The organism is Nocardia flavorosea NBRC 108225, from assembly GCF_001613385.1.
Taxonomy (GTDB): Bacteria; Actinomycetota; Actinomycetes; order Mycobacteriales; family Mycobacteriaceae; genus Nocardia; species Nocardia flavorosea.
Map to the genome: position 1 here is coordinate 36738 of NZ_BDCG01000021.1, position 23010 is coordinate 59747.

Here is a 23010-nt window from a genome sequence, read left to right on the forward strand (position 1 = left end):
TTCGGCCTGCTCGAGGCCGAGGACTTCGGAGGATCAGATCGGATCGCTGACACCTTCAGTCGCCCCACACGTTACCTCAGCCCGGACTCATGCGGCGGCGAGTTGACGAGCGAATCGTCTGTCCCGCAAGGCGGGACGTCACACTCCGGAGATAGGACCGCGCCCCGCGTGGCGCTAGCCGACCCTATCGAGAAGCTCCCGGAGGATTATGGGGGTCCTTCCGGGAGGCAGGGCGTAACCCGCGCACAGGACGTCCATCAGTTTGCGATATCGCTGCAGGTCGGCTGCCTTGTCGAGATACAGCGCGCTGGTGAGTTGTTCGAGATAGACGATGTCGGGCAGTTCTTCTTCGGGGAAGCGCAGCATGCTGAAGGAGCCGCCTTCGGCCGGCGTGGGGCCGGCAGATTCCGGGAGTACCTGGATGACGATATTGGTCCGCTCGGTCAGCTCGAGCAGGTGCTGCAGCTGACCGCGGGCCACGTGCCGATCCGGAGGCTGCCTGCGCAGCACGTTTTCATCGATGACCGCCCACACGGTGGGCGGAGTCGGTGTGCGGGTGAGTACGCGCTGGCGCTGCATCCGCATATCGACCAGACGAGAGACATCCACCCGGGAATCGAGACCGAAGATGTAGCGGGCGTAGTCGGCAGTCTGGAAAAGTCCGGGGATGTAGTGGGTTTCGTAGAGGCGAATGGTGGCGGCGGCCTGTTCGAGACCGACGTACGTCTCGAACCAGGAAGGCAGCAGATCGCTATAGCGATGCCACCAGCCCGGCTCGTTCGCTTGACGGGCCAGCGCAAGGAAGTCCTCGCGCTCGTCGGGATCGTGCACGCCATAGAGCGTGAGCAGGTCGCTCAAATCGCGTACCTTGAGCCCGTTGCGCCCCAATTCGATTCGGGTGATCTTGGATCCGGTTGCGCGCAGTGCCTCGGCAGCGGTCTCCCGGCTGATCTTGCGTTCCTCGCGCAGCTTCCGTAGCTGCCCCCCGAGCGCGATCCGCAGGACGGTGGGACCGCGGTCGACAGCAGCTCGGGCCGTCACAGCACCTTCGCGTTCGGCTCTGGCCGTCATCGAATCGACTTACCTGTATTCAGAATCCTCAGCCCCTCATAGTTCCGCCACCGCAACACCTTACAGTATGAGGCTGTCGAAGCGGCCGGCTTTGATATCGCACAGCAGGGCCGCGAACTCGGCGCGCGTGCACGTCAGCACGGAACCGTGGAGGTCTCGGGAGTTGCGGATCCCGACGTGGTCGCCGGATATCTGAGCAAGCTCGACGCAATTGCCGTTCGGTCCGCTGTAAGAGCTTTTGCGCCAGGCGATTCCACTCGTATCTGCTGGCGGCTCGGCGGCGGGATCGGACATGACACCCTCGCTTTTCGTGTCGATGAACGAGACTCGCGACCCACCGTACACTCACATAATCGTGCAACTGCACGATTATGTGATAGTTCGAACGCAAAGTCACCGCGCCCTTCAGTCGGCGAGCGAAACGTGTCCCGTTCACCCTCCGGGCATCGGGGGGCTGCCGCAAGGGGGGCAGTGTCACCTATCCGTGCGGCAGGCCCCCAAGACGTTCTGTTGGACGGTTCTCGTGCTGGAGGATGACCACGTAATGCGCGGCAATGAACGTCGCCTCTCGACCGTTCGAGTAGTACTCTCACCGCGACAGTCACACACCGGCGTACTTTCCGCCGCGAGCGGACCCTTGCCCGCGCTCGCGTACGGTCGAAAGGTGGCTCTCCGACGGTTGATTCGACTCGCGTCCGCCGTTATCGCGGCGCAAGCGCGTGGACCGAGAGATGCCGTCGCCGATCCGGCGAGAAATGAGGACAGGATGGACAGTTCGAGCCGATCCGAGACGTTCGAAGGCGCCGCGGAGGGCGATAACGAACCGGAAGGCTGCGCAGATCCGGACCTCTTCGAATGCACAAACGTCGACTACGGGGTAATCAGGCCTCTGCGCGAGACCCCTCCGGAGTACGCGGCAGTGTACGAGCGGCGTGGGTTGAAGGTCCCGTTCGCACGCAGCAGGTACGACCCGGCGTCGCTGTGGCCGTATCTGCCACGTGGAATCCACGAACGCCACGCGAAGAGCCACGGCTACTTCTGGCTGCCCTGCCCGCTGTGCCGGCGGTACTACGGTGGTCACGAGATCGTCGATTCGATCCCGCACGAGGACGATTCGTCGAGTGCAACCACAATCTGCCCGGCGTGCAGTGCCCGGCGGAACGGAGGCATGGTGTGACCAGCTCTCGCGTGTAGTCGGAGTTTCACGGACCAGGGTACCGAGCAGAATCGTGTAACCGATCTGCGGCCGGTCGTCGTCCGTCAGTCGGACGGTACCCCGAGCCCGGGCCATCGTGTGACGCTGACGTGCCCGTCCGATGAGTCGCTCTCACGGTAGTGCGGCCACTGATCGGTGCGACCGAGGGCAGGGCAGCCGACGGCGCATATACCCGTCGAAGAAGGGAGTGGTCCCTCCGCCCTGCGGTCTGGATGTGAACTCCGGAAGCGGCGGTTCCACGATATTCCACATCGTTTCCGGGTCCAGCCGTTGAGAAAGTGTGTCGACTCAGAGGTCAAATCCTGCCGGACAATGAATTACATTCACGTAAGTCACATCATTGTTCACGTTCTCGGATTGGGCAGACAGGCAGCGGGACAATGGCTGACGACCGCATGGCAGGTCGACGTCGGCGACGACTACGCAGCGACCGAGACCGTCAACAGGAGGGGGCGTTTGTCGTCATCGCTCTGGAACGTGTGAATTGTGGTGAATCCGTGCTCGCCGAGCTTGGCCAATAATTCAACAGGCCTGTAGATGGGATCGCGATTCAACAGCAGTGATTCTCCCTCGTCGAGGTCCACAACCGGCCCGGTGTCGAAATGGATACTTGCGCTCGTGGTCAGGCGGATGCGTTTGAACCGTTCACCGCGCAGCGGGTCATATCCGGTCTCGATGGTGTACAGATCCTCATTGATGCCGAGTAGATCGACGAGGAACCTCTGTGTGGGTGGTAGCCGCGGCGCGGAGTCGACATTGTCGGCTACTCTGGCGAGAAAATCCTGCGGTGTCTCGATATACCGGTCCTGAATCAGGAAGTCGTCTGCCGTCATGCTGCCGCGAACCATCCTGAATGCCTGATCGCAGTCGCGGAGATTGAAGAGCGTGTTGCCGAAATGCAGCACCAGCCGCGCGGTGTAGCCGTCGTGGCCGATATGGTCGGTGAGCCGTTGCCGCGCAAGGTCGATAATATGGCCTTCGTACGGAATTTGGCCATCGAACCAGGTTCCGATATTTCGCTCGGCGATCTGCAGCATGTCCGCACTGATGTCGGTCGCGGCATATCGGCCCATGCGGCCTGCGTCCATCAGCCAGGACAGGATCTGCCGCGCGGGCCACCCGTTCCCGGCGCCGAGGTCGATGACGTCCCAGCGTTCGTGGCGGGAGATCAGTTCAGACAGATACGACCGGTTAGCGTCCAGGAGGCGCGTCCTGGCAAGGAATAGTTCTCCGGTTGCCTGCTGGTCCCAATCCTGGGCGCCTGTACCGACATAGCCGTACTGCCGAGGCAATTCTTGATGCTTGACGAGACTTTCGACGAGATCGGTGACTTGCTGGGCCGTCAGGTGCTGGTAGAAACCGGGCTTGGGCTGAATCTGGGTGCGCATCACTATCCCGTCGACCGATCGCCGGCGGCGATCACTGAGTAATGTGTTTAGAGCCGTGGAAAATCGGTAGATCAACAATGATCGATAAGCACGGATTCAAATGTCCAATCACTGCGGTGTCCACGACTGCCGGGTCACTGTGGTCGGCCCTCGACTGTCTCTGGTCACCTCAGCGGCAAGTTCGCGCCACACGTAGTCCCCCATGGCAGTGAGTCCCGGCGAATTCGCCGATACAGCCAGGCATTCCTCTGCATAAGAGTGGTACGTCAATGACTCGTTGCCGGGTACAAACCTCGTCTTCGGTCCGAAGTAGCGTCCGCAAGCGACTGCGAAATGTGCTGCAAACAGCACTGTCCGCAATGTCTTGCCCGAAGTGCCAGTGGGTAGGGTGAAAGTCCGGGAGTCCGAGCCGTTATCGAACTGCGCTATCTCACTCAGCAACCCGAACCAAACATGGGCGAATTCATGAATGAGGGCCGCCTGCAACGCCCGATCGGTGTCGAATGCCTGGGATCCGAGGGCAATCGTCTGCGGTGCGCACGGGTGTGTAGCACTGGATACCTCGGGTTCACGCGGTGCGACAAAGCGAATCGGTATCCGGAACAGTTGGGACCACCCTTCTGTGGCCTTTGACAGATTCCCCAGCGTACGATCAACCCGGTGGATCTGCGATGGTGACAGGTCCGCCGATCGGCTCCACCGCTCGTGCAACGGGCGGGTCTCGGGAGATTCCAGGTAGCGCCAGCCGTATTCCGGTGTCAGACAGTCCGTTTCCCCAATATCGCCGAGCGCGCTCCGGCGTTTGGCGCGAACCATGGCAGTGACCAGGTCGCTGCGGAAAGCATCGGATAGAAATGGCAGGCCGCAGAACGCCTGACCGAGAAGGCCTGAGTTGTCAATCATATGTTACCTACTTGCCCGGTCATGTGCGCCACCTGGTGGTCCGGCCAGAGGCCGGGCCACCAGGTCATGACGCGTCAGGCCGGTGTGAACCTGATGACCTCATCTGCTTCACACGCCACCCGATGCGCTGATTCGGCCAGGCCGCCCTCAGCGACCAGGCTTTCGAGCGCTCGATGAACCTCAGGCGTGAAGTTCGTGGTCTCGTCGATCAGGGATGGCATGGTGACCCCTTTCGGTAATGTGTTGTATGACATACAAACCGTAGACCTAAACGAAGTGCCTTGGCGTTCAAGGGAATCTATGTTCGTTTCGAATCCGGTGGGCGCCATGCGGGCGAAGTATCGAGGCTCCCGGGGCGATCCCGCGCTTGTAGTGGCACGCCTCGGAGACTGACCTGGAAGTTTCTATCCTTTCTTCCGCGGTCGACCGGGCTGCGGCCGGTCAGCGAGCTCCTTTTTGCCAGTATCGATGCTGCGTCCAGGATCGCCGCACTCCAGTCGAGCTCGCCGGCTGCTCCGAGCCGGTCGAGTATCTCTCGGTGCTATGCGTCGAATACTCCGGTGTCGGCCCGCACCATGAACCGTCGATGCGCGGTCGGCGCACCCACCCCGAACGAGGGCGGCAGGTGCCGCCACGCGCAGCCGCTGGTCAACACGAATACGACCGCGGTGAACACCGCTCGTTCGTCCACCGGTGAAGTCCCGCCGTCCTGCGGCTGGGACCGAACATGCGGTAGCATCGGTTGCACGGTGTCCCACAAGGCATCTGGGACCATTCTGTGAGCAAGCCTGTCGAACACGGATCACATCGTGCCGGACAGCGAGTTACGCCAGCGGCGGCGCCTGTTCACGACCGCTCAGGCTGCCACTGCCGGTGTGGCTCGCAAGCAGGCCTTTCGGATGGTTGCCGCCGACGCGATCGAGCGCGTCACCCCACGGGGTTTGCCCGATGGCGGGCGCGCCGGCCGAAGCGCTTGGAATCATAGGTTGTCCTGTGGCTCCAGTACGTCTTGGGCGGCACTGGAATCAGTTCAATCGGCGGATATCACCCCGTACCCGATAGAACCCACCGCGAGCGGATTCGGCCAGCCCGTCCACCACATAGCGGATCCCGGCCTGCCTGATATCGCGGGGGAACTGCACGTTCCATTCCCGTTGAAAGCCGGGGGAGACGACGTGCACACGCAGCCGTCCGTCCACGTCGACGCATTCGACGACGACTCCGCCGGAACTGTCGGTGGCAACCTCCAAGGTGCTGCTGGGTACCACCGCGGCCATCGGGGGTGCCTTCACGGAAACTGTCTGTGGCAGTAGACCCTGTTCGGCGTCGTGGACGGCGGTCTCGCTCACATCGAGGCAGGCCAGGGTGCCGCTGGTGGTCACGAGGTACAGCCGCGCGTCGTGGTATTGCATCGAATAGGCCGAACCGCAGCCGGTACCGAGTTTCCACAGGCGTCGCCCGTCGGCATCGAAGCAGTACACGGAGGAGAAATTGTCACCGGCGAAGACGTACCGGCCGTCCGGTGAGGCCGCGCACGAGTACACCGCCGCATCGCATCGGAACGACCGATCGGACCGGCCGGCTTTGTCCACCATCCTGACCTGATTACGCGCGGTGCCCGCGTACACGGCGTCGGCTTCCTGCCAGCCGAAGAGCACGGGTCCGCCGGTGTCCCGGTGCCATCGGTGGTTACCGTCGGTCAGGTCGTACTTCGTGATCCCGGCCGAATGGCCGTGGTAGACGCCGTCGTCGTCGATTCGTACCATCCAGCCGGAATCGCCGTGGCTGCGACGGTTCCACAGCGACTCTTCCTCATGATCGATGACGGTGAGTCCACCCTCCACATCGGAGACACCGAGGATGCCGTCGTGGATATCGAGCCAGTAGATATCGACGTTCGCGGCGATATCGTAGGCCGCCCGGGGTACTTTGCCCGACAGGTCGTAGACGCGACCGTCGTCGCAGCCGGCATAGATCCAGAAGTCGTCGGCGACTATGCATTTCACGGAGTCCGGCAACCGGAATCGGCCGACCACTTCGCCGCCGGGTGTCAGCGTGAACACCTCCCCGTTCTCGTTGCCTACCCAGCAGCGTTCGCCGTCGACGAATATCCCGAAGGCCGCGGCACCGGAATCGAAGCTCCACAGCACGGGTGCGGTACGAGCGGTGGAGCGGCGGCTGGTGATGGCGCGTCGCGTCACCGGGCGGGCCGACCGTGCACCCGGTACGGCCGGTGCGTAACCTTTCCGCTTCTTCTCGTTGATCTTCTTCTGCGCCGCCGCGTGCGCTTTCTGTGCGTCGGCGAAAGAACTGGCCTTGCTCTGGCCTTGCTCTCCGATACGTCCGTACCGGATGGTGACCCGGGTGCCGTCCACGACGACCTCGTAGAATTTATGCGCCGATCCTCCCTCTTCCGACAGCTCGAGGTAGGTCGTGGTTGCCGCAGTCATACTTTTCCCGCTCTTCGTTGTTGCGTTTCGAACGAAAGTTAGCAACGGGCACCGACATACGCCGCCTCTGACATCGCGGCCGGCCGGCGGATCGCGGCCGCGGAGGATCGGAACCCGCGCTACGGGCCCAGGCCCGCAGTATCGGGTGGAACTGGAACCTCGGGGCCCGATGTCCACCGATCGGTGGACATGAGGTTCGACCGGTCGATGCTGTCCGAGAGGAGAGAGTGGACAGCAGTATTCGAGTATGCGAAATTGCCTGGTGGCCACGGCTGGTTGGAGTGCACGGCGTCCGTGGCTCGCCATGATCGGATGGTTTGTCTTCGTGGCCGTATGCCTCGGGGCGGGGGCTGTCATCGGTGGGAAGCCTGCCGCTACGGAGGATTTCCGGATCGGAGAAGCGGGGCGGGGCGAGGCAATGGCTGCCTCAGGGGGACTGCAGCAGAGAGCAGTGGAGCGCGTGCTCATTACCTCCGGCGGTTCCCGGATGGGCCCTGCGGCCGATGATGTCGCGCGAGAGGTCGCCGACCGGATGCTGAGGCTGCCGGAGGTCGAATCCGTGGCAGCACCGGTGTATTCATCGACGAACACGGCGCTGCGGATCGATGTGATCATGGTCGGGGCCGAGCTCGACGGGAAGAAGCATGTCGGTGCACTGCGGGCGCAGACCGAGCAGGTGCAGCGGGTTCATCCCGAATTCTTGATCGAGCAGACCGGTGGGCCGTCGATCAGTAGCGGTGTCGACGAGTTGCGGGGGCGGGACCTGACCCGTACGGAGTTGATCGCACTACCGGTTACGCTGATCACCCTGCTGTTCGTTTTCCGGTCGGTGGCGATGGCTCTGGTGCCGGTGTTGCTGGCAGTGTCGTCGATCGGCGCCGCGATCGGTTTGTCGATGCTCGCCTCGCATCTGTTTCCGGACAACGGCGTCGGTACCAACATCATCTTGCTGCTCGGGCTGGCTGTCGGCGTCGACTACACACTGTTCTATTCGAAGCGTGCGCGGGAGGAACGCGCTCGCTTCGGTGGAGTGCTGGGCACACAGACCCTGGTGGAACTGGCTGCGGCGACCTCGGGCCGGGCCGTGGTGGTGTCCGGACTTGCCGTCGCGGTCTCCACCGCAACCTTGTATCTCGCCGATGACGTCATCTTTTCCTCCATAGCGACCGCCGCGATCCTGGTGACCCTGGTCGCAGTGGTCAGCTCGCTCACCGCGCTGCCGGCACTGCTCGCGGTCCTCACCCGCCGAGCCGTACATGCCGGCCCGGCCCGGCGCGAGCAAACGAGCGGCGGGCGATTCACCAGGTACATCCTCGGCAGGATCGCCGCTGAACCGGCGGTCGGACTCGCTGTTTCGGTGCTGGTGATGCTTGCGCTCACGGTGCCGGCGCTGGGCCTGGAACTCACCGATATGGGGCGAGAGACCCATCCGCGCACTATTCCGGCCATGCAGACCTTCGACCGGATGAATGCCGCTTTCCCGGAACTGAAGTCGATGCATCAGGTGGTCGTGACGGCGGAGCCGGACCGGGTGCATCACGTCGGGGGCGCATTGCGTGCACTGGCTTTGCGGGCCGCAGCCGACCCGGCGTTGACTGCCCCTCGGGAATTACGCACCTCGGCCGACGGTCGCGTCAGCCTGCTGGAACTGCCCGTGCGGCATTACGTCAGCGAAAAGGCGGCCGGGGCTTCACTGGAAAGAATCCGTGCGAACTACATACCGGCCACGATCGGCAAGTTGTCCGATATCGACTTCGCGGTGACCGGGGACGTAGCCCGCTATGCGGACTATCCGGCTCATCAGAAGCAGAAACTGCCGCTGATCGTCGGGGCGCTGCTGCTCGTGACCGTCGTTCTGACTGCCGCGGCATTCCGCTCGCTCATGCTCGGCCTGATCGGTGTGGTGCTGAACCTGCTGTCGGTGGGTGCCTCGCTGGGCCTGGTGACCTTGGTCTTTCAACACACCTGGGCCGAGGGGCTGCTCGATTTCGACTCGACCGGCACGGTCGGCTCCCGGGTCCCGTTGCTGCTGCTGGTGATCCTGTTCGGTCTGTCGATGGACTATCAGGTCTTCGTGCTGAGCCGGATCAAGGAAGCCGTCGACAGGGGGGTGGGCTCCCGGCAAGCCGTGCTCGAGGGGGTCGGCGGTTCGGCGGGGGTGGTGACCAGCGCCGCGTTCGTCATGGTGACCGTGTTCGCCAGTTTCGTTCCGCTGCACATCATGGAAATGAAGCAGATGGGTTTCGCACTCGCTGTCGCCGTCATGCTCGACGCGTTCGTCATCAGGATCGTAATCCTGCCCGCTCTGCTTCTGCTACTGGGCGATCGAACATGGTGGCCCGCTCGCCCGGCCGGCACCCCGGGCCGCCGCGTGCCGACGAAAGTAGGCTGACCGAAATGGACCAGCAGTCGCGGACCGGCGATCGGTTCCGGATACGGATAGTGCGGCGGTGGTACCACGGCTGCTGGGTCTTGATGGGCTTGTGCCCGCCGGTGATAGCGGTGCACGACAGAATGGACGCCACAAAGTACACGACGTGGGCGCTGGTAGCGGCCCTCGCCTTCACCTATCTCGCCCTGAGATTGTTTCCCGGCAATCCCGTGGTGCGGCCGGGTCGTTTCCTCGGGGTGTTGGTGCTGGTACTCGGCGGGACGGCAATCCTGCTCGACGGCGGCGCTGCGTTCTTCATCGTGTCACTGCCCATGTTCTGGATCTACGCGGCTACCCAGCGCCAGGCGATCGGTTTCATCGCCGCCGCCGCTACGGCCACTCTGATCGGGAATTTCACCGGTTCGCCCTTTTCTCCGGGCAATGTGGTTTTCACCCTGATCGGCCTCGCCGGCGGTATCCTGCTCGGGCTGTGGATGGACAGGGTGCTGGAGCACGGGGAACAACGGGCCCGGGTGCTCGGCGCCGAACTGGAACGTACGCAATCGGAGTTGGCGGTGGCGCACCAGCGGCAGGGTGCGGCCGAGGAACGTGAACGGCTCGCGCGCGAGATTCACGATACGCTCGCCCAGGGCTTCGCCTCCATCGTCGTCCTGGCCGAGGCGGCGCGTGCAGGTCTCGAGACCGATCCGGAGGCGAGCGCCGGACAGCTTGTATCCATCGAGCGCACCGCCCGCGAAAATCTCGCGGAAGCACGCATACTCGTCGGGGCTCCTGCGGCGGGCGACAGTAGGCCCGGCGGTCTCGCGCCCGCACTGCGGCGCATCCTCGACCGGTTCGTCGAGGACACCGGGCTGACCGTGGACGCGGAGTTGCTTGATATCGACTGCGATCAGCGCACCACAATCGCACTGGTGCGCTGTACCCAGGAATCGCTGGCCAATGTTCGCAAGCACGCTGGGGCGGCTACGGTCGGGGTCGTTCTGGCCGGCGGCCCGGCTGGGGTAGAGCTCGAAATCACCGATGACGGGGCAGGGTTCAGTCCCGTTGCGGCCCGTGGCTTCGGTCTGAACGGTATGCGCGCCCGGCTCGCCGAACTCGGCGGCGCGCTCACCGTTACCAGTTCGCCCGGCGAAGGCACCCGCATCTTCGCCGTACTGCCCACCCGAGTTCGGACGTGATATGGCAGAACCTCTCCGTCTGATCCTCGCTGACGACCACGTCGTCATGCGTGCCGGTCTCACGGCACTGCTGGCCGCCGAAACGGGTATCGATATCGTCGGCGAAGCGGCGGACGGAAGCATGGCGGTCGAACTGGCCGAACGACTGAAACCCGATGTGGCCTTGCTCGACCTGCGCATGCCGGTCATGGACGGTGTAGCCGCCACCCGGGAGATCACCGGCCGCACTACAACGCGCGTTCTCATCTTGACCACCTACGACACCGACTCCGATATCGAACGCGCCATCGAAGCCGGCGCCATCGGCTATCTCCTCAAGGACACCACCCGTGCCCAACTCGTCGAGGCCATCCACGCCGCCGCTCGGGGCCGCACTGTTCTGGCTCCTCGAGTCGCGGATCTACTTCTCGCCCGGTTGCGCCGTCCGGAGCCGATTCTGTTGACCGCTCGTGAAACCGAGGTGCTGCGAGCTGTGGCGGGTGGGCTCTCGAACCCCGAAGTCGGCCGGCTGCTGAGTATTGCGGAAGCCACCGTCAAGACTCACCTGCTGCGCATCTTCGCCAAACTCGACGTCAGCGATCGCACCCATGCCGTCGTCGTCGCCATGGACCGTGGTCTGCTGCCGCGGTCCGGGCCGGATGATCCGCGGTAGGGCCGGCACCGCCACGCATGCGGTTTCCGACTGTCGATCCCGTGCCGGTCACGTGCGGAGTTTGGCGACGAGTTCGCTGGATCGGGGATCGGCGGCGGCCTCGTCCAGCGCCCCGGCAAGAGCGTCTCGGTAGGTCGGCTCGGCCTTCGCCTGTAGGGTACGTCCCTCCTCGGTGATCACCGTGTACACACCGCGGCGGTCTTTGGGGCAATGGTCGCGGAGGGTGAGGCCGCCTGCTTCCAGGCGGACGACCAGACGACTGACCGAGCTCTGGTTGAGACCGATCAGCTCGGCCAGCTCCTGCATGCGTAGTTCGCCGTCGTCGGCGCGGGCGAGCCGGCACAGGGCCTGATACTCCGACAGGCCGATGCCATGGCGCCGTTGCATCTCCTTGGCCAGTTGCTGAGTCACCGTGCTGTGCAGTGTCATGACCTGGTCCCAGATCGTTTCGTCCATGTGTGCGCACCTTCCGTGTTGACATCAGAATACATGTAGTGACAACATCTGCATGTACACGCAAATATTGCAGGTGCATGCAACTGTGGAGAGGTGAACCGCTATGACCACGCAGCGCATCGAGAAGATCGCCACCACGCCCGACTGGTATGAGCCGTACAAGATCTCGCAGGCCATCAAGGCCAACGGCCTGATCTTCGTGTCCGGACAGGCAGGTATCGACGAGCAGGGGCGCACCGTCTCCGATGACTTCTTGACGCAGGGACGTCAGGCCTTCGCCAATATCGAGCGTGTCCTCGCGGAGGCCGGGGCCGATTTCGGGGATGTGGTGAAAGTCGGGATCTTCGTCACCGATATGGCCGCCGACCTGGACAAGGTCATCGCGCTGCGCGGCGAGTTCCTCAGCCGGCCCTATCCCGCCGACACTCTGCTCGAGGTGTCTTCCCTGGCGCAGCCCGACTGGCAGATCGAAGTAGAAGTCACCGCACTCGCCCGCTGAACCCCGATCCACACCATCGGAAGGAAAGACCATGTCCGACAGCCCTTTGCTACGTCCCTACCGGAACGGTGCGCTCGACCTACCGAACCGCATCGTTATGGCTCCCATGACCAGGGGGCGTGCGGACGATTCCAGTGGTGTGGTCAACCCGCTGACCAAGGACTACTACGCACAGCGCGCGAGCGCCGGCCTGATCGTCACCGAGGGCATCTACGCCAACGTCCTCGGCAAAGGCGGTCCCGGAATCCCCGGCCTCGTCGATAACGCGCAGGTGGCGGCCTGGCGTGAGGTGACCGATGCGGTGCACGCCGCCGGTGGGCGTATCTTCGCCCAACTGTGGCACGTCGGCAGAATGACCCACCCACTGACACTCCCGGGTGGGGCGACTCCGCTGGCGCCTTCTGCCGAACGGATAATCCGCGCGAAGATCTTCACCTCCCAGGGGCTGGTGGACCATGTGATGCCGCGCGCGATGACCACCGCCGAAATCGACGCCACAATCGAGGATTTCGCCATCGAGGCACGCAACGCCATCGCCGCCGGATTCGACGGCGTCGAGGTCCACGGCGCGAACGGCTACTTGATCCAGCAGTTCCTGGCCGAGAACACCAACCAGCGGACCGATCGCTACGGCGGCTCACTCAACAACCGGCTCCGGCTGGCCGTCGATATCGTGACCGCCGTCGCGGCCGAAGTCGGCGCACATCGAGTCGGTCTGCGCATCTCGCCGGACAACCCGGAAAACGAGATCGCGGAACAGGATCCACAAGGCACCTATCGAGCCCTGCTCCGCACCCTCGATCCACTCGGCCTCGCCTACCTCCACGTGGTCGAGCGCGGCGAATACGCTGCTCTCGCCGATCTACGACCACGCTGGTCGAGCACACTCGTCGCCAACTTCAACGGCTCGAGCCCGACCACCCGCGACGCAGGCGAAAAAGTACTGGACACCGGACTGGCCGACCTCTTCTCCTTCGGGCGAGCATTCATTGCCAACCCCGACCTTCCCGCCCGATTCGCCTCCGGAGCCCCTGTCAGCGAATACATACGCGACCTTGTCTACGGCGGCGGCGCGGAAGGCTATACCGACTACCCCGCGCTACAGGCCACGCAGGTATGAGCCGCCGGCCCGGCTCGCAGGTAGTGATGGCAGAACCTGTGAGCCGGCCCTTCGGCCACCTGACGCCGGGACAGTCGTGGACTCACCAGCGCCGGCCGGGCCTCCCGAGCGACCACACTGCGGAATATCGTGTCGGTGTGCCCGTCGGCCCTCAGAGCCGGAGATGGGATGCTCCGTTCATATCGAGGATGGCTCCGGCGGCCCACGCGGCTTCGGGCGATGCCAGATAGACGACCGCGGACGCGATTTCCTCCGGTTGTGCCACCCTGCCGAAGGGGCTCTGCGCGCGGATGCCGGCCCCTTCGGGGCCGTGCAGTCGTTGCGCCACCCGTTCGGTCTCCACGAATCCCGGGGCTACGGCACCGACCACGATGTCATGGGGTGCCAGCGCGACGGCCAGGGACTGACTCATCGCCAGCAGGGCCGCTTTACTGGCACCGTAGGCAGGGTGGTCCGGTTCACCGCGGAACGCGCCTCGCGAACCTATGTTCACGATATGCCCGCCCCGGCCTGCCGCCATCATCGCCTGGGCGGCGCAGTAGCAGACGTTCGACGCGGCGACGAGGTTGACGTTCAGGGTCTCGGTCCAGGCGCGTTGCCATTCGGTGTAGGTCACCGTTGCCGGGGGATGCGGTGTCATCACCGCCGCATTGTTGACGACGACGTCGAGCCCGTTGTGGAGTCCGGCGGCCCGCTCGACCACGGTTCGTACGGTCTCGGGATCGGTCAGCGAACCGTGCACGAGCAGGTGGCCGCTGCCGTCGAGTGACCGGAGGGTGGCCTCCGCGTCGTCCCTGCGGTTCGCGTAGTGGACCACGACGTTGTCTCCGCGGGCGGCGAAGGCTCGGCTTACAGCCCGCCCGATTCCCCGCGATGCGCCCGTGACGAGGACGGTTCGGCTCATAGGCGACCTTTCGTCTCGCCGGATCGGCTCGTGCGGTGGACCAGACTGTCCGGTGCGAGAATACGGCCGATCTCGTCCTGGGTGAGCAGGCCCGCGCTGACGGCGAGCTCGGGGATCGTCGAATCCGAGGTGAGCGCGCGTGCCGCGAGGGCGGTCGCGGCCTCGTATCCGATATGCGGATTCAGCGCGGTGACCAGGCCGATCGAGCGTTCGACGGTCGACCGCATCTGGTCGACATCCGCGGTGATCCCCCGGACGCAACGAACGGCGAGAGTGTCGGCCGCCGCGGTGAGATGGGAGATCGATTCCAGGAGTTTGTGCGCGATCACGGGTTCGAACGCATTGAGCTGGAGCTGGCCCGCCTCCGCCGCCATCGTGATCGCGATATCGTTGCCGACGATCTCGTAGGCCACCTGGTTCACCGCCTCCGGAATGACCGGGTTGACCTTGCCCGGCATGATCGACGACCCGGCTTGAACCGCGGGCAGGCGGATCTCGCCGAATCCCGAGCGCGGGCCGGAGGAGAGCAGCCGCAGATCGTTGCAGACCTTCGACAGTTTCACCGCGGTCCGTTTGACGATTCCCGAGATCTGGATGAAAACACCGGTGTCCTGTGTCGATTCGACGAGGTCTGCTGCGGTCACCAGGTCGACCCCGGTGATCGATCGCAGATGCGCGCAGGCCCGTGTGGAATAGTCGTGCGGAGCGTTGAGACCGGTGCCGATCGCGGTCCCGCCGAGATTGATTTCGCGGGCCAGCTCCGCGGCCTCGGCCAGCCGCGCTATATCCTCACTCACCATGACCGCGTAGGTGCCGAACTCCTGGCCGAGGGTCATCGGGACCGCCTCTTGGAGCTGGGTGCGGCCCATCTTGAGATGCTCGGCGAATTCGACGGCCTTGGCCGCGAAGGCAGCCGAGAGCCCGGCCAGAGCCCCCCGCAGGCGGTGTGTCGCGGTGATCACCGCGATCTTGACAGCCGTGGGATACACATCGTTGGTGCTCTGCCCCAGGTTGACATGCTCCAGCGGATGAAGCCGGGTATACGTTCCGCGGGGACAGCCGAGGATATCGAGACCACGGTTCGCGATCACCTCGTTGGCGTTCATATTCGTCGAGGTGCCGGCACCGCCCTGGAGGACGTCCACCACGAAATGCTCGTGCAGCTCACCACTGCGGATGTCCTCGCACGCGGTGACGATCGCCCGGGCGCGCTCTTCACCCAGCAGGCCGAGTTCGTTGTTGGCTTGCGCGGCGGCGGATTTGACTGCTGCCAGCGCATCGACGAGGTCGGAATGCCGGGAGATGGGCACACCGGTGATCGGGAAGTTCTCCAGCGCCCGCGTGGTGTGGATACCGATGTACGCGTCGACGGGGATGTCGAGGCCGCCCAGGAGATCGTGTTCGGTGCGGAATACCGCGGAATCGTCCCTTCCGGTCATGGTGTCCGGCGGTACGGACGATCCGTGGAGCTCGCGGCGAGGACGGAGTTGTCGCGTCATGAGGTGGTCCGTGTCTCGTCGAGCAGGGTGTCCAGTACGAGCATATGGCCCGCGAAGTGGGTGATCGCATAGTCGAGGCCGAGATCAGGCAGCGCCATCTGCGGCGTCACACCGCACGCCCAGAACACCGGCACGCAGCCGTCGGGCACGCCGGCGTAAACCCCGAAGTCGGGGACGCCGAGATCGGCTATGCCCAGTTCGGCAGCGTTACCGATCTGGACCGGCGCACCGTGTCCGGTGGGATACCGGGTGGTCAGCTCGACCGCGGCCGCGACCAGCGGTCCGGGTACCGGGCGCATACTCACCGCCAGTGGTCCCGCAAACATCCCCGCGGGCGTGGTGGCACGGTCGGTGACGTATACCGGCGGAGCGGACCGGGGCACCGGCACCCCGATACGGCGTAGTGGTGCGTCGAAGGTATGACTGCAGCCGAGCGCGAACGCCACGGCATCGTCTTGCCAATGATCCAGGATATCGGTGGGTTCGGCGACGAGTACCCCGTTGTGCCACACACGGTATCGAGGCAGCGCGGTACGAAGGTCCACGGTGCACTCGTCGTAGGTGAGCAACGGGTCGCCCGGCTCCGTGGTGGCCAGCAGGGGACACACGTCGGGATTGGCCGCGCAGTACTCCCGGAAATCCGCCGCGGCCGAATCCGGAATCACCACCAGGTTGGCCTGCTGGTAGTCGTCGAGGATTCCGGCGGTCGGTGTGGTCCACTCACCGCGGGCGATCCGGTCGCGCAGTTCCCGGGGATGCGCCGGCGCGGTCACAGCAGTTCCGCCCGGGACGATTCGCGGACGGTGCGCAGGGTGAACAGCGCGGCGACCACCGCGACCATCAGCAGGAATCCCGGCGCGAGGAGGTTGCCGGTCTGCGAGATCAACCAGGTCGCGAGGTAGGGGGTCAGTCCTCCGCCGATGATGGTGCCGATATTGAACGCGAACGACAGACCGGTGTAACGCACCCGGGTGGGGAACTGTTCGGCGTAGGTCGGATAGGTCACCGATTGCACGATCGGCATCGGGAGCGCGAGCACCACCATGGCCGCGACGGCCAGCGCGAAACTGCCCTGATCCATGAGGATCATGGTGGGCAGCACCAGAATCGCGTATCCCAGGAATCCGATGGTGATGATCCGCTTGCGGCCGAACCGGTCCGAGAGACCGCCGAAGACAGGCATCAGGGTGGCGACGAAAAGGCTGATTCCGCCCATGATCCAGAACGTGTTCGACTTCGGGTACTCGAGGTAGGTGGTGAGGTAGATGTTCATGAAGATCAGCCCGACCCAGTAGCCGGTGTTCGAGCCGATGGAGAGCACGATGACCTTGAACACTGCTGCTGTGTGTTCGGTCAGCACCTCGCGCAGCGGCGATTTCGCCGGCGCGGTCTTCGTCTCCTCGGCGAAGGCGTGCGAATCTTCGAGCTTGCTGCGCGCCGCGAGAGTGATCGCAATGAGCGGCAACGCCAGCAGGAACGGGATTCGCCATCCGAAGTCGCGGAGTTGATCGTCGTCGAGCAGGGTGGTGGTCAGCCCGGCCACCAGGGCGGCGGCACCGCCGCCGATCGCCACGCCGACCGGGGTGAAGGCTCCGAAGAACCCTCGCCGGCCGTGCGGAGCCGCCTCGGACAGGTAGGTCGCCGATCCGGTCACTTCCCCACCCGCGAAAAATCCTTGGGCGAGACGAACCAGCAGCAGCGCGAGCGGTGCCAGCAGCCCGATGCTCTCGGCGGTCGGGAGGAGGCCGACGACGGCAGTCGCGGTGCCCATACCGACCACCGTGGTGATCAGGACGGGTTTGCGGCCGATCCGGTCGCCGAGCCGGCCCAGGACGATCCCGCCGAGCGGGCGCATGACAAAAGCGCTGCCGAAAACAGCGAGCGTCGCGAGTAGCGAGGCGGTCGGATTGTCGTTGGGAAAGAACAGCGGCCCGATGATCACCGCGAGGTATCCGTAGACGCCGAATTCGTAGTACTCGACGGCGGTACCGGCCGCCGCGGCAACGGCGGCCCGGCGTGGTTTCATCCGCCGGGATCCGGTCGGGTGGCCGCCCTCGATCGAGGTGGCTGTGGGTATTGTGGTCATGGAGGACTCCGAGGTGAGCGCGGGCGGAGTGGGAGTGCGGCCGGCCGGCCGCGTGTCTTCGAATGCGTATCGCTTCACGGTGAGACTCCCGAGCCGGTCATCGGCAGGAATGCGACTCCTGCCGATGACCACGGCGGACGAGGCACCACATGGTGATCCGGAGTGATGCCGTACCGGGTTGTCCGGAAGCGAAGCCTGTGGGTCAGACGGCGAACAGTTGTTCGAGATCGGCGAAGGCCTTGAACTCGAGCGCGTTCCCGGCGGGATCGAGGAAGAACATCGTCCACTGCTCGCCCGGTTCGCCTTCGAACCGGACGTAGGGTTCGATGACGAATTCCGTGCCGATCGAAGTCAGTGTGTCCGCGAGAACCTTGAACTCCTCCACGGGGAGTACCAGGCCGAAATGCGGCACCGGAACATCGTGTCCGTCCACCGGGTTCGTTCCGGCCACCCCGTCGCGGGCGGCCGCCGGCTTCCCGGCACCGACCTGGTGGGTGACGACCTGGTGGCCGCGGAAGTTCCAATCGATCCACTTGGTGTCGGACCGGCCTTCGGCGAATCCGAGAACGCCGCCGTAGAACTTGCGGGCAGCCTCGATATCGTCGACGGGAATGGCGAGGTGGAACGGGACGAGGTCGGTCTGAGCGGTCATGGGGATACCTTTCTCGGGTATGGATGCTCTGTTCGGGGCGGGATATCGAGTCGTGTCCGGGTCAGGCGCCCCCTCGGGGTAGGGCGGAGAATCGCACCGGGGTGCCCGGCCGGGCTTGGGCGAGCCGGTCGACGGCGCGTTCGGTGATCACCCCGATCACCGGGTATCCCCCGGTGACCGGATGATCGGCCAGGAACACGATGGGCTCACCCGCGGGCGGCACCTGAACGGCTCCCAGTGCCATTCCTTCGCTCGGCAGATCCACCGACCCGATGGTCAGCGGGGTGCCGGCGAGGCGGACACCGACGCGGTCGCAGGAGTTGCTGACCGACCACCGCCGCCCGGTGAAGGCCGCGCGGTCCTCGGGCGAGAAGAGCCGATCGCGGGGTCCCCAGTGGAAGTCCAAGACCAGCGGCCCCGGGTCCGCCCGGGGGGTGACCAACTCCAGCGGCACCTCCGGAGGCGTTCCGTACGGTTCGCCCAGCGTCAAACGATCCCCGGATTGCAGTGGCCGAGTGCCCAGTCCGGACAGACAGTCGGCAGAGGCCGAGCCGAAGACGAAGTCTGCCTCGAAACCGCCTTGAACGGCCAAATAGGTACGCAATCCCCAGGCCGAAAGCCCCAGGCGGAGTCGTTGCCCGGCCCGCAGCAGGGTCCGGGGTTCGGCCACCGGCCGGTCGTCGACCCGGACGTCCGCCGGCGCTCCGGCCACCGCGATCATCCGGTCGGCGGACAACACCACGGTCAGCCCGCCGAAGGTCGACTCGATCACCGGCACCCCGCCGGGATTCCCGACCAGGCGATTCGCCAGCATCAGACTCGACCGGTCCGCGCCACCCGATGCCGTGATCCCGAGGTGGGCGAGACCGGGCCGGCCGAGGTCCTGGAGGGTGGATGCCGGGCCGGGGTCGATGACCGTCACGGTCGCGCAGCGGTCTGCGGGCGGTGAGCCGGCGTGGTCGGACAGAACGGCGGTCATCGCGGCACCGGCCGGAAGACCACCCGGTCGCCCACCGACAAACGGCTCGGCCGATCGGATTCCGGATCCCACAGTATCTCGGACGTCGACCCGATCAGGTGCCAGCCACCCGGCGTGCCGCCCGGATAGACGACAGTCTGTGTTCCGGCGATCGCGACCAGTCCGCGATCGACACGGGGGCGCGGCGAACTGCGGCGCGGGAGTTTCAGGGATTCGGGCAAACCGTCGATATAGGCGAATCCCGGCGCGAATCCGAAGAATCCGACACGATGTTCCGCGGCTACGTGGGCCTCGATTACCTCGTCGACGGTGCGGTCGAGGCTGCGTGCCACACCGGGCAGGTCCGCGCCGTCGTAGCGTACGGGGACGATTACCGGATCGCGGTCGGATACCACCCCGGATTCGGGGCCGGCGGAGTCGAGCAGATCCCGGATACGGGCCGCCAGGCGGTCCATATCCGTGGAATCGTTCGCGCAGAACAGGATCGAGCGAGAGGCCGGGATGATGTCCTGTATCAGGGACGACAAGTCCTGACTGTGCGCCGACCGCACCACGGAAGCGATCCGGTCCGGTTCCAGGTCCACCATCCAGCCCCGGTCACCGGCACGCAGCAATGCCGGGCCGGTCATCGTTCCGGACCGATCGGGACCGGCGCCGAACCATTGCGTTCGAGCACTTTCCGGGTTTCGCGGGCGATCTCCACGGCGCCGGGAGTATCGCTGTGCACGCAGAGCGCCACCGCCGAAGCCTGCTCGGGTAGCACCGTCGTCCGGATGCCGTCGACCGAGACCACGCTTGCGGTGCCGACGATCTCCCAGGCCCGCGCCGCGGCCGCGGCCGGATCGGCGAGCAGGGCATCGGGGTGGCTCCGCGCGACGAGCAGACCCTCGTCGGTGTACCCGCGATCGACGAACACCTCCGCGTGCGGCAGCAATCCGGCGGATATCGCGAGTTCCCACACCCTGGTCCGGTATTGGCACAGCACCGGTAATGCCGGGTCGACCAGTCCGACCGCCTCGACGATCGCCGACGCGTGCCCCTCGTGACGGGCCGCGGCGTTGTAGAGCGCACCGTGCGCTTTGACGTAGGTGACTTCCGTGCCGGCGATCCGCGCGAACGCCTGGAGAGCGCCGATCTGATAGACGATATCGTTCACGAGGGTGGGCGGCGGCACCTCGATGAACCTGCGTCCGAAGCCGGCCAGATCGCGGTAGGAGACCTGGGCCCCGATGGATACGCCCAGTTCGGCGGCGGTATCGCAGGTACGGCGCAGGATATCCGGATCGCCCGCGTGGAATCCGCAGGCGATATTCGCGGCGGTGACCTCCGCCAGCAAGGCCGACTCGTCCCCGACGCCCCAGACACCGAAACCCTCACCGACATCGGTGTTGATCGACAGCACGGCCATCAGGCGCGCTCCGCCCAGTAGGACCGCATTTCGTCACGGGAGTTCTCCCAGGCCCGGTGCAGACCGGTCTGACCGCCCTCGATATGGGCGAGGATCTGCGTGGCCAATGTCTCGGCGTCACCGTCCACGAGCGCCTGCACCATGGCCTTGTGCTCGTGCTGCACCCGGTCGTACGCGTAGGTCCGGTGCACATAGAAGCGGGAGTACGGCTCGAGCCGGTGATACATCTGGGCGATGGTCTCGTACCGCAACGGCAGCCGCGACAGTCGGTACATATCCAGATGGAACGCCAGGTTGGTGCGGGACCACGAGTCGGCTCCGGTCTCGGCGACCCTGTCCATCTGCTCGGCCATGGCAGCGAAACGGGAGATATCCCGGCGTGATACCCGTTCGGTCACGTGTTCCGCGAAACTCGGTTCGATCAGCCGGCGCAGATCGTAGATCTCGTCGATTTCCTCGATATCGAGTGCGGTGACGAAGGTCCCGCGGCCGGGAAGCGACCGGAGCAGCCCTTCGCCGGCCAGGGTACGAATGGCCTCGCGGAGCGGGATACGGGACACCCCGAAGCGGTCTGCCAGTTCTTCCTGTACCAGGCGGTGACCTGGAGGGTAGATGCCCTCGACGATCGACATCCGCAGGCGGGACGTCAGATCCTCGCCCTCGGCTTCGAAGTCTTGTGACGTAGACGACATATCCACTGTATACACTGAATGCATCCGCAGAATCCAGCCCCTCCGGCGAATCCGCACGATTGCTTACACGAACGACCCCGGGCGTAACACCGCGCCCCACCCCGGTGCCGACCCAGCAGGAATGCCGGCCCCCCTATCTTTTGGTGGGTAGGTCGCGGCTCAGTCGGCGCGCTTGCCTCAGCCCGCTCCGAGTGTGCGGTCGTGTCGGCGACGACGACCGGCCCGCCGTCGGACCATTGCTCACCGCATACCTGTTCCGGTGGCCGATGGGTGACCGGACGAAAGGGAGATGAGCGTGAGTCCACGGGAACGGATATTCGATGCGGCGGCGGACCCGCCGCGGAGACATGTGTCGTGTATGCCGCACTCGAGGAATCGCACTCGATGCCGGGCGCGCGGCCGGCCGATCCCCACCGGATGGCAACCCGCCGGGTTGCGAAGGACCGCGTCGAATCGAGACCGGCCGCGACGGATACCGGTCTCGATTCGACGCGGTGTCGCCGAAGCTTCCCCGGGTGCGCCCACCACCGCGACGAGCACCACGGTCGCTTCTGGGCCGATCCGCTCGATCAGCGCGCGGACCATCCGCCATCGGGTGGAATGGGGGTCCTGGCAGACGTCGATACGGTCGTCGTCGGCGCGGGGGTAGTGGACACCTCCGGCGATATGGACGTCGTAGTCGAACTCGCCGGAGTGGGGCTTGTCGTCGTGCTCGTGGGCACTGTCGGGGCCGTCATCGTTGTGTCGGTCGGTGCCGTTGTAGTAGCCGGTGCCGTTGTGGTGGTGGTCGGCACTGTGGTGGCCGGCGGGTCGGATGTAGCCGTAACCGTCGGCGGATCTGCCGGCAGCGCACTCGGGTCGGCTGTCACTGTGACTGTCGACGTCTCCGTCGGGGGCGCGGTGACGGGCACCGTGGAGAACGGGGGCGAGGTGACCGTATCCGGCCCCTGCATGCTGGGTGGGGCCTGGATCGAAATGCTCGCCGTAGCCGAGAAACTCACGGTCATCGATGCGTCCGTCGAGTTCACCGGCGGGGGCTCCGTCGTCATGGCTGTCGTCGATTCCGGCGCTGTGGCCGTGCCGGTGCCGGGATCGCTGGAATCGGCGGTCGGCTGGACGGTCTCGACAGTGGTCACCGTGTCGGTGCCCGCGACGTCGCCCGGTACGGAGACTCCGCCCGGCGGGCCCGGTGGCGTGCTCGTAATCGTGATGCTGGTCCGGCTCCGGACGGTGCTGTGATCGAAAACCTGTACGGCGGGTACGCCCGAGTTGTTCGCCTGTACCGGCGGACTCGAATCCGCCTGTACTATCAGCGTTGTCCCGATGGCAGCGGTGACCGACGCGGCCACCACGCCCGCATACGCCGCCTGCCGCCGGACCCGGGCAACCCAGGGTTCCGCGGCCTGCCGATCGCCCCTCCGTGGAATCCGAGACCGGGACGGCTCGGTATGGACGTCCGGGGCGG

At 65.2% G+C, this 23010-nt stretch carries 22 protein-coding genes and 1 pseudogene; 7 read left to right on the top strand and 16 right to left on the bottom strand.

Annotated features, from left to right (window positions below; translation table 11 throughout):
- Nucleotides 1–174 precede the first annotated feature (174 nt).
- Both NFL01S_RS26815 and NFL01S_RS26820 read right to left on the bottom strand, forming a co-directional pair.
- Nucleotides 175–1041: a Sco1979 family transcriptional regulator gene (locus tag NFL01S_RS26815; protein ID WP_245670902.1), complete on the bottom strand. Its 867-nt coding sequence runs from the start codon at nt 1039–1041 to the stop codon at nt 175–177.
- Nucleotides 1042–1131: 90 nt separating this feature from the next.
- The gene (locus tag NFL01S_RS26820; RefSeq protein ID WP_062979095.1) at nt 1132–1365 is read right to left on the bottom strand and encodes a DUF397 domain-containing protein; all 234 of its coding nucleotides are present in this window, start codon (nt 1363–1365) and stop codon (nt 1132–1134) included.
- Between the two features lie 472 nt (nt 1366–1837).
- On the opposite strand from NFL01S_RS26820, the gene NFL01S_RS26825 reads away from it, so the two are divergent.
- Nucleotides 1838–2248: a hypothetical protein gene (locus NFL01S_RS26825; protein WP_062979096.1), complete on the top strand. Its 411-nt coding sequence runs from the start codon at nt 1838–1840 to the stop codon at nt 2246–2248.
- Between the two features lie 458 nt (nt 2249–2706).
- On the opposite strand, the gene NFL01S_RS26830 is transcribed toward NFL01S_RS26825, so the two are convergent.
- From NFL01S_RS26830 to NFL01S_RS26840, 4 genes and pseudogenes are all read right to left on the bottom strand, one after another.
- A complete protein-coding gene (locus tag NFL01S_RS26830) occupies nt 2707–3675 on the bottom strand; it encodes an L-histidine N(alpha)-methyltransferase (protein WP_062979097.1) in 969 nt (322 codons plus the stop codon).
- Between the two features lie 108 nt (nt 3676–3783).
- On the bottom strand, nt 3784–4578 hold the full coding sequence (locus NFL01S_RS35765; protein ID WP_157116981.1) for a hypothetical protein: 795 nt from the start codon (nt 4576–4578) through the stop codon (nt 3784–3786).
- 370 nt (nt 4579–4948) lie between these two features.
- Nucleotides 4949–5377 (bottom strand): annotated as a pseudogene (locus NFL01S_RS34810) (transposase); the annotation flags it as partial.
- A gap of 226 nt (nt 5378–5603) precedes the next feature.
- Entirely contained in the window at nt 5604–7028 is a 1425-nt protein-coding gene (locus NFL01S_RS26840) for a WGR domain-containing protein (protein WP_062979098.1), read from the bottom strand.
- Between the two features lie 460 nt (nt 7029–7488).
- On the opposite strand from NFL01S_RS26840, the gene NFL01S_RS26845 reads away from it, so the two are divergent.
- The 3 genes from NFL01S_RS26845 (at nt 7489) to NFL01S_RS26855 (ending at nt 11250) form a co-directional block, all read left to right on the top strand.
- Nucleotides 7489–9420, top strand: a complete 1932-nt coding sequence (locus NFL01S_RS26845; RefSeq protein ID WP_210744891.1) for an MMPL family transporter — start codon at nt 7489–7491, stop codon at nt 9418–9420.
- Nucleotides 9421–9542: 122 nt separating this feature from the next.
- Complete coding sequence (locus NFL01S_RS26850) at nt 9543–10598, top strand: sensor histidine kinase (RefSeq protein WP_210744890.1); 1056 nt, start codon at nt 9543–9545, stop codon at nt 10596–10598.
- 1 nt (nt 10599) lies between these two features.
- Entirely contained in the window at nt 10600–11250 is a 651-nt protein-coding gene (locus NFL01S_RS26855) for a response regulator (RefSeq protein ID WP_062979100.1), read from the top strand.
- A gap of 48 nt (nt 11251–11298) precedes the next feature.
- Here the strand turns inward: NFL01S_RS26855 and NFL01S_RS26860 are convergent, their stop codons facing one another.
- On the bottom strand, nt 11299–11706 hold the full coding sequence (locus NFL01S_RS26860; RefSeq protein WP_062979101.1) for a MarR family winged helix-turn-helix transcriptional regulator: 408 nt from the start codon (nt 11704–11706) through the stop codon (nt 11299–11301).
- A gap of 103 nt (nt 11707–11809) precedes the next feature.
- On the opposite strand from NFL01S_RS26860, the gene NFL01S_RS26865 reads away from it, so the two are divergent.
- Both NFL01S_RS26865 and NFL01S_RS26870 read left to right on the top strand, forming a co-directional pair.
- Nucleotides 11810–12205, top strand: a complete 396-nt coding sequence (locus NFL01S_RS26865) for a RidA family protein (RefSeq protein ID WP_062979102.1) — start codon at nt 11810–11812, stop codon at nt 12203–12205.
- Nucleotides 12206–12236: 31 nt separating this feature from the next.
- Nucleotides 12237–13325 carry an alkene reductase gene (locus NFL01S_RS26870; protein WP_062979103.1) on the top strand — a complete coding sequence of 363 codons (1089 nt, stop codon included), beginning with the start codon at nt 12237–12239 and terminating at the stop codon, nt 13323–13325.
- Nucleotides 13326–13476: 151 nt separating this feature from the next.
- Here NFL01S_RS26870 and NFL01S_RS26875 read toward each other — a convergent pair whose 3' ends face one another.
- The 9 genes from NFL01S_RS26875 to NFL01S_RS26915 all read right to left on the bottom strand — a co-directional run bounded on the left by NFL01S_RS26875 (nt 13477) and on the right by NFL01S_RS26915 (nt 21545).
- Nucleotides 13477–14229: an SDR family NAD(P)-dependent oxidoreductase gene (locus tag NFL01S_RS26875; protein ID WP_062979104.1), complete on the bottom strand. Its 753-nt coding sequence runs from the start codon at nt 14227–14229 to the stop codon at nt 13477–13479.
- The gene (locus tag NFL01S_RS26880; RefSeq protein ID WP_062979105.1) at nt 14226–15668 is read right to left on the bottom strand and encodes an aspartate ammonia-lyase; all 1443 of its coding nucleotides are present in this window, start codon (nt 15666–15668) and stop codon (nt 14226–14228) included. Before NFL01S_RS26880 ends, NFL01S_RS26875 begins: the two co-directional genes overlap by 4 nt.
- Nucleotides 15669–15724: 56 nt before the next feature.
- Nucleotides 15725–16501: a D-glutamate cyclase family protein gene (locus NFL01S_RS26885; protein WP_062979106.1), complete on the bottom strand. Its 777-nt coding sequence runs from the start codon at nt 16499–16501 to the stop codon at nt 15725–15727.
- Complete coding sequence (locus tag NFL01S_RS26890) at nt 16498–17814, bottom strand: MFS transporter (RefSeq protein WP_062979302.1); 1317 nt, start codon at nt 17812–17814, stop codon at nt 16498–16500. The genes NFL01S_RS26885 and NFL01S_RS26890 overlap by 4 nt, the downstream gene beginning before the upstream one ends.
- A gap of 202 nt (nt 17815–18016) precedes the next feature.
- Complete coding sequence (locus NFL01S_RS26895) at nt 18017–18466, bottom strand: VOC family protein (protein WP_062979107.1); 450 nt, start codon at nt 18464–18466, stop codon at nt 18017–18019.
- Nucleotides 18467–18527: 61 nt separating this feature from the next.
- A complete protein-coding gene (locus NFL01S_RS26900) occupies nt 18528–19445 on the bottom strand; it encodes a 5-oxoprolinase subunit C family protein (RefSeq protein WP_084493295.1) in 918 nt (305 codons plus the stop codon).
- Entirely contained in the window at nt 19442–20074 is a 633-nt protein-coding gene (locus NFL01S_RS26905) for a 5-oxoprolinase subunit B family protein (protein ID WP_062979108.1), read from the bottom strand. The genes NFL01S_RS26900 and NFL01S_RS26905 overlap by 4 nt, the downstream gene beginning before the upstream one ends.
- Entirely contained in the window at nt 20071–20853 is a 783-nt protein-coding gene (locus tag NFL01S_RS26910; RefSeq protein ID WP_157116985.1) for a LamB/YcsF family protein, read from the bottom strand. The genes NFL01S_RS26905 and NFL01S_RS26910 overlap by 4 nt, the downstream gene beginning before the upstream one ends.
- Complete coding sequence (locus NFL01S_RS26915) at nt 20853–21545, bottom strand: GntR family transcriptional regulator (RefSeq protein WP_168433915.1); 693 nt, start codon at nt 21543–21545, stop codon at nt 20853–20855. The genes NFL01S_RS26910 and NFL01S_RS26915 overlap by 1 nt, the downstream gene beginning before the upstream one ends.
- Nucleotides 21546–22145: 600 nt before the next feature.
- On the opposite strand from NFL01S_RS26915, the gene NFL01S_RS26920 reads away from it, so the two are divergent.
- A complete protein-coding gene (locus NFL01S_RS26920; protein WP_157116987.1) occupies nt 22146–22784 on the top strand; it encodes a hypothetical protein in 639 nt (212 codons plus the stop codon).
- Nucleotides 22785–23010: the final 226 nt, after the last annotated feature.

Coding starts and splice junctions, on each gene's coding strand:
- NFL01S_RS26820 (WP_062979095.1), bottom strand. CDS start 1,365: ATGTCCGATCCCGCCGCCGAGCCGCCAGCAGATACGAGTGGAATCGCC.
- NFL01S_RS26825 (WP_062979096.1), top strand. CDS start 1,838: ATGGACAGTTCGAGCCGATCCGAGACGTTCGAAGGCGCCGCGGAGGGC.
- NFL01S_RS26830 (WP_062979097.1), bottom strand. CDS start 3,675: ATGCGCACCCAGATTCAGCCCAAGCCCGGTTTCTACCAGCACCTGACG.
- NFL01S_RS35765 (WP_157116981.1), bottom strand. CDS start 4,578: ATGATTGACAACTCAGGCCTTCTCGGTCAGGCGTTCTGCGGCCTGCCA.
- NFL01S_RS26840 (WP_062979098.1), bottom strand. CDS start 7,028: ATGACTGCGGCAACCACGACCTACCTCGAGCTGTCGGAAGAGGGAGGA.
- NFL01S_RS26850 (WP_210744890.1), top strand. CDS start 9,543: ATGGACGCCACAAAGTACACGACGTGGGCGCTGGTAGCGGCCCTCGCC.
- NFL01S_RS26855 (WP_062979100.1), top strand. CDS start 10,600: ATGGCAGAACCTCTCCGTCTGATCCTCGCTGACGACCACGTCGTCATG.
- NFL01S_RS26860 (WP_062979101.1), bottom strand. CDS start 11,706: ATGGACGAAACGATCTGGGACCAGGTCATGACACTGCACAGCACGGTG.
- NFL01S_RS26865 (WP_062979102.1), top strand. CDS start 11,810: ATGACCACGCAGCGCATCGAGAAGATCGCCACCACGCCCGACTGGTAT.
- NFL01S_RS26870 (WP_062979103.1), top strand. CDS start 12,237: ATGTCCGACAGCCCTTTGCTACGTCCCTACCGGAACGGTGCGCTCGAC.
- NFL01S_RS26875 (WP_062979104.1), bottom strand. CDS start 14,229: ATGAGCCGAACCGTCCTCGTCACGGGCGCATCGCGGGGAATCGGGCGG.
- NFL01S_RS26880 (WP_062979105.1), bottom strand. CDS start 15,668: ATGACCGGAAGGGACGATTCCGCGGTATTCCGCACCGAACACGATCTC.
- NFL01S_RS26890 (WP_062979302.1), bottom strand. CDS start 17,814: ATGACCACAATACCCACAGCCACCTCGATCGAGGGCGGCCACCCGACC.
- NFL01S_RS26895 (WP_062979107.1), bottom strand. CDS start 18,466: ATGACCGCTCAGACCGACCTCGTCCCGTTCCACCTCGCCATTCCCGTC.
- NFL01S_RS26900 (WP_084493295.1), bottom strand. CDS start 19,445: ATGACCGCCGTTCTGTCCGACCACGCCGGCTCACCGCCCGCAGACCGC.
- NFL01S_RS26905 (WP_062979108.1), bottom strand. CDS start 20,074: ATGACCGGCCCGGCATTGCTGCGTGCCGGTGACCGGGGCTGGATGGTG.
- NFL01S_RS26910 (WP_157116985.1), bottom strand. CDS start 20,853: ATGGCCGTGCTGTCGATCAACACCGATGTCGGTGAGGGTTTCGGTGTC.
- NFL01S_RS26915 (WP_168433915.1), bottom strand. CDS start 21,545: ATGTCGTCTACGTCACAAGACTTCGAAGCCGAGGGCGAGGATCTGACG.
- NFL01S_RS26920 (WP_157116987.1), top strand. CDS start 22,146: ATGGGGGTCCTGGCAGACGTCGATACGGTCGTCGTCGGCGCGGGGGTA.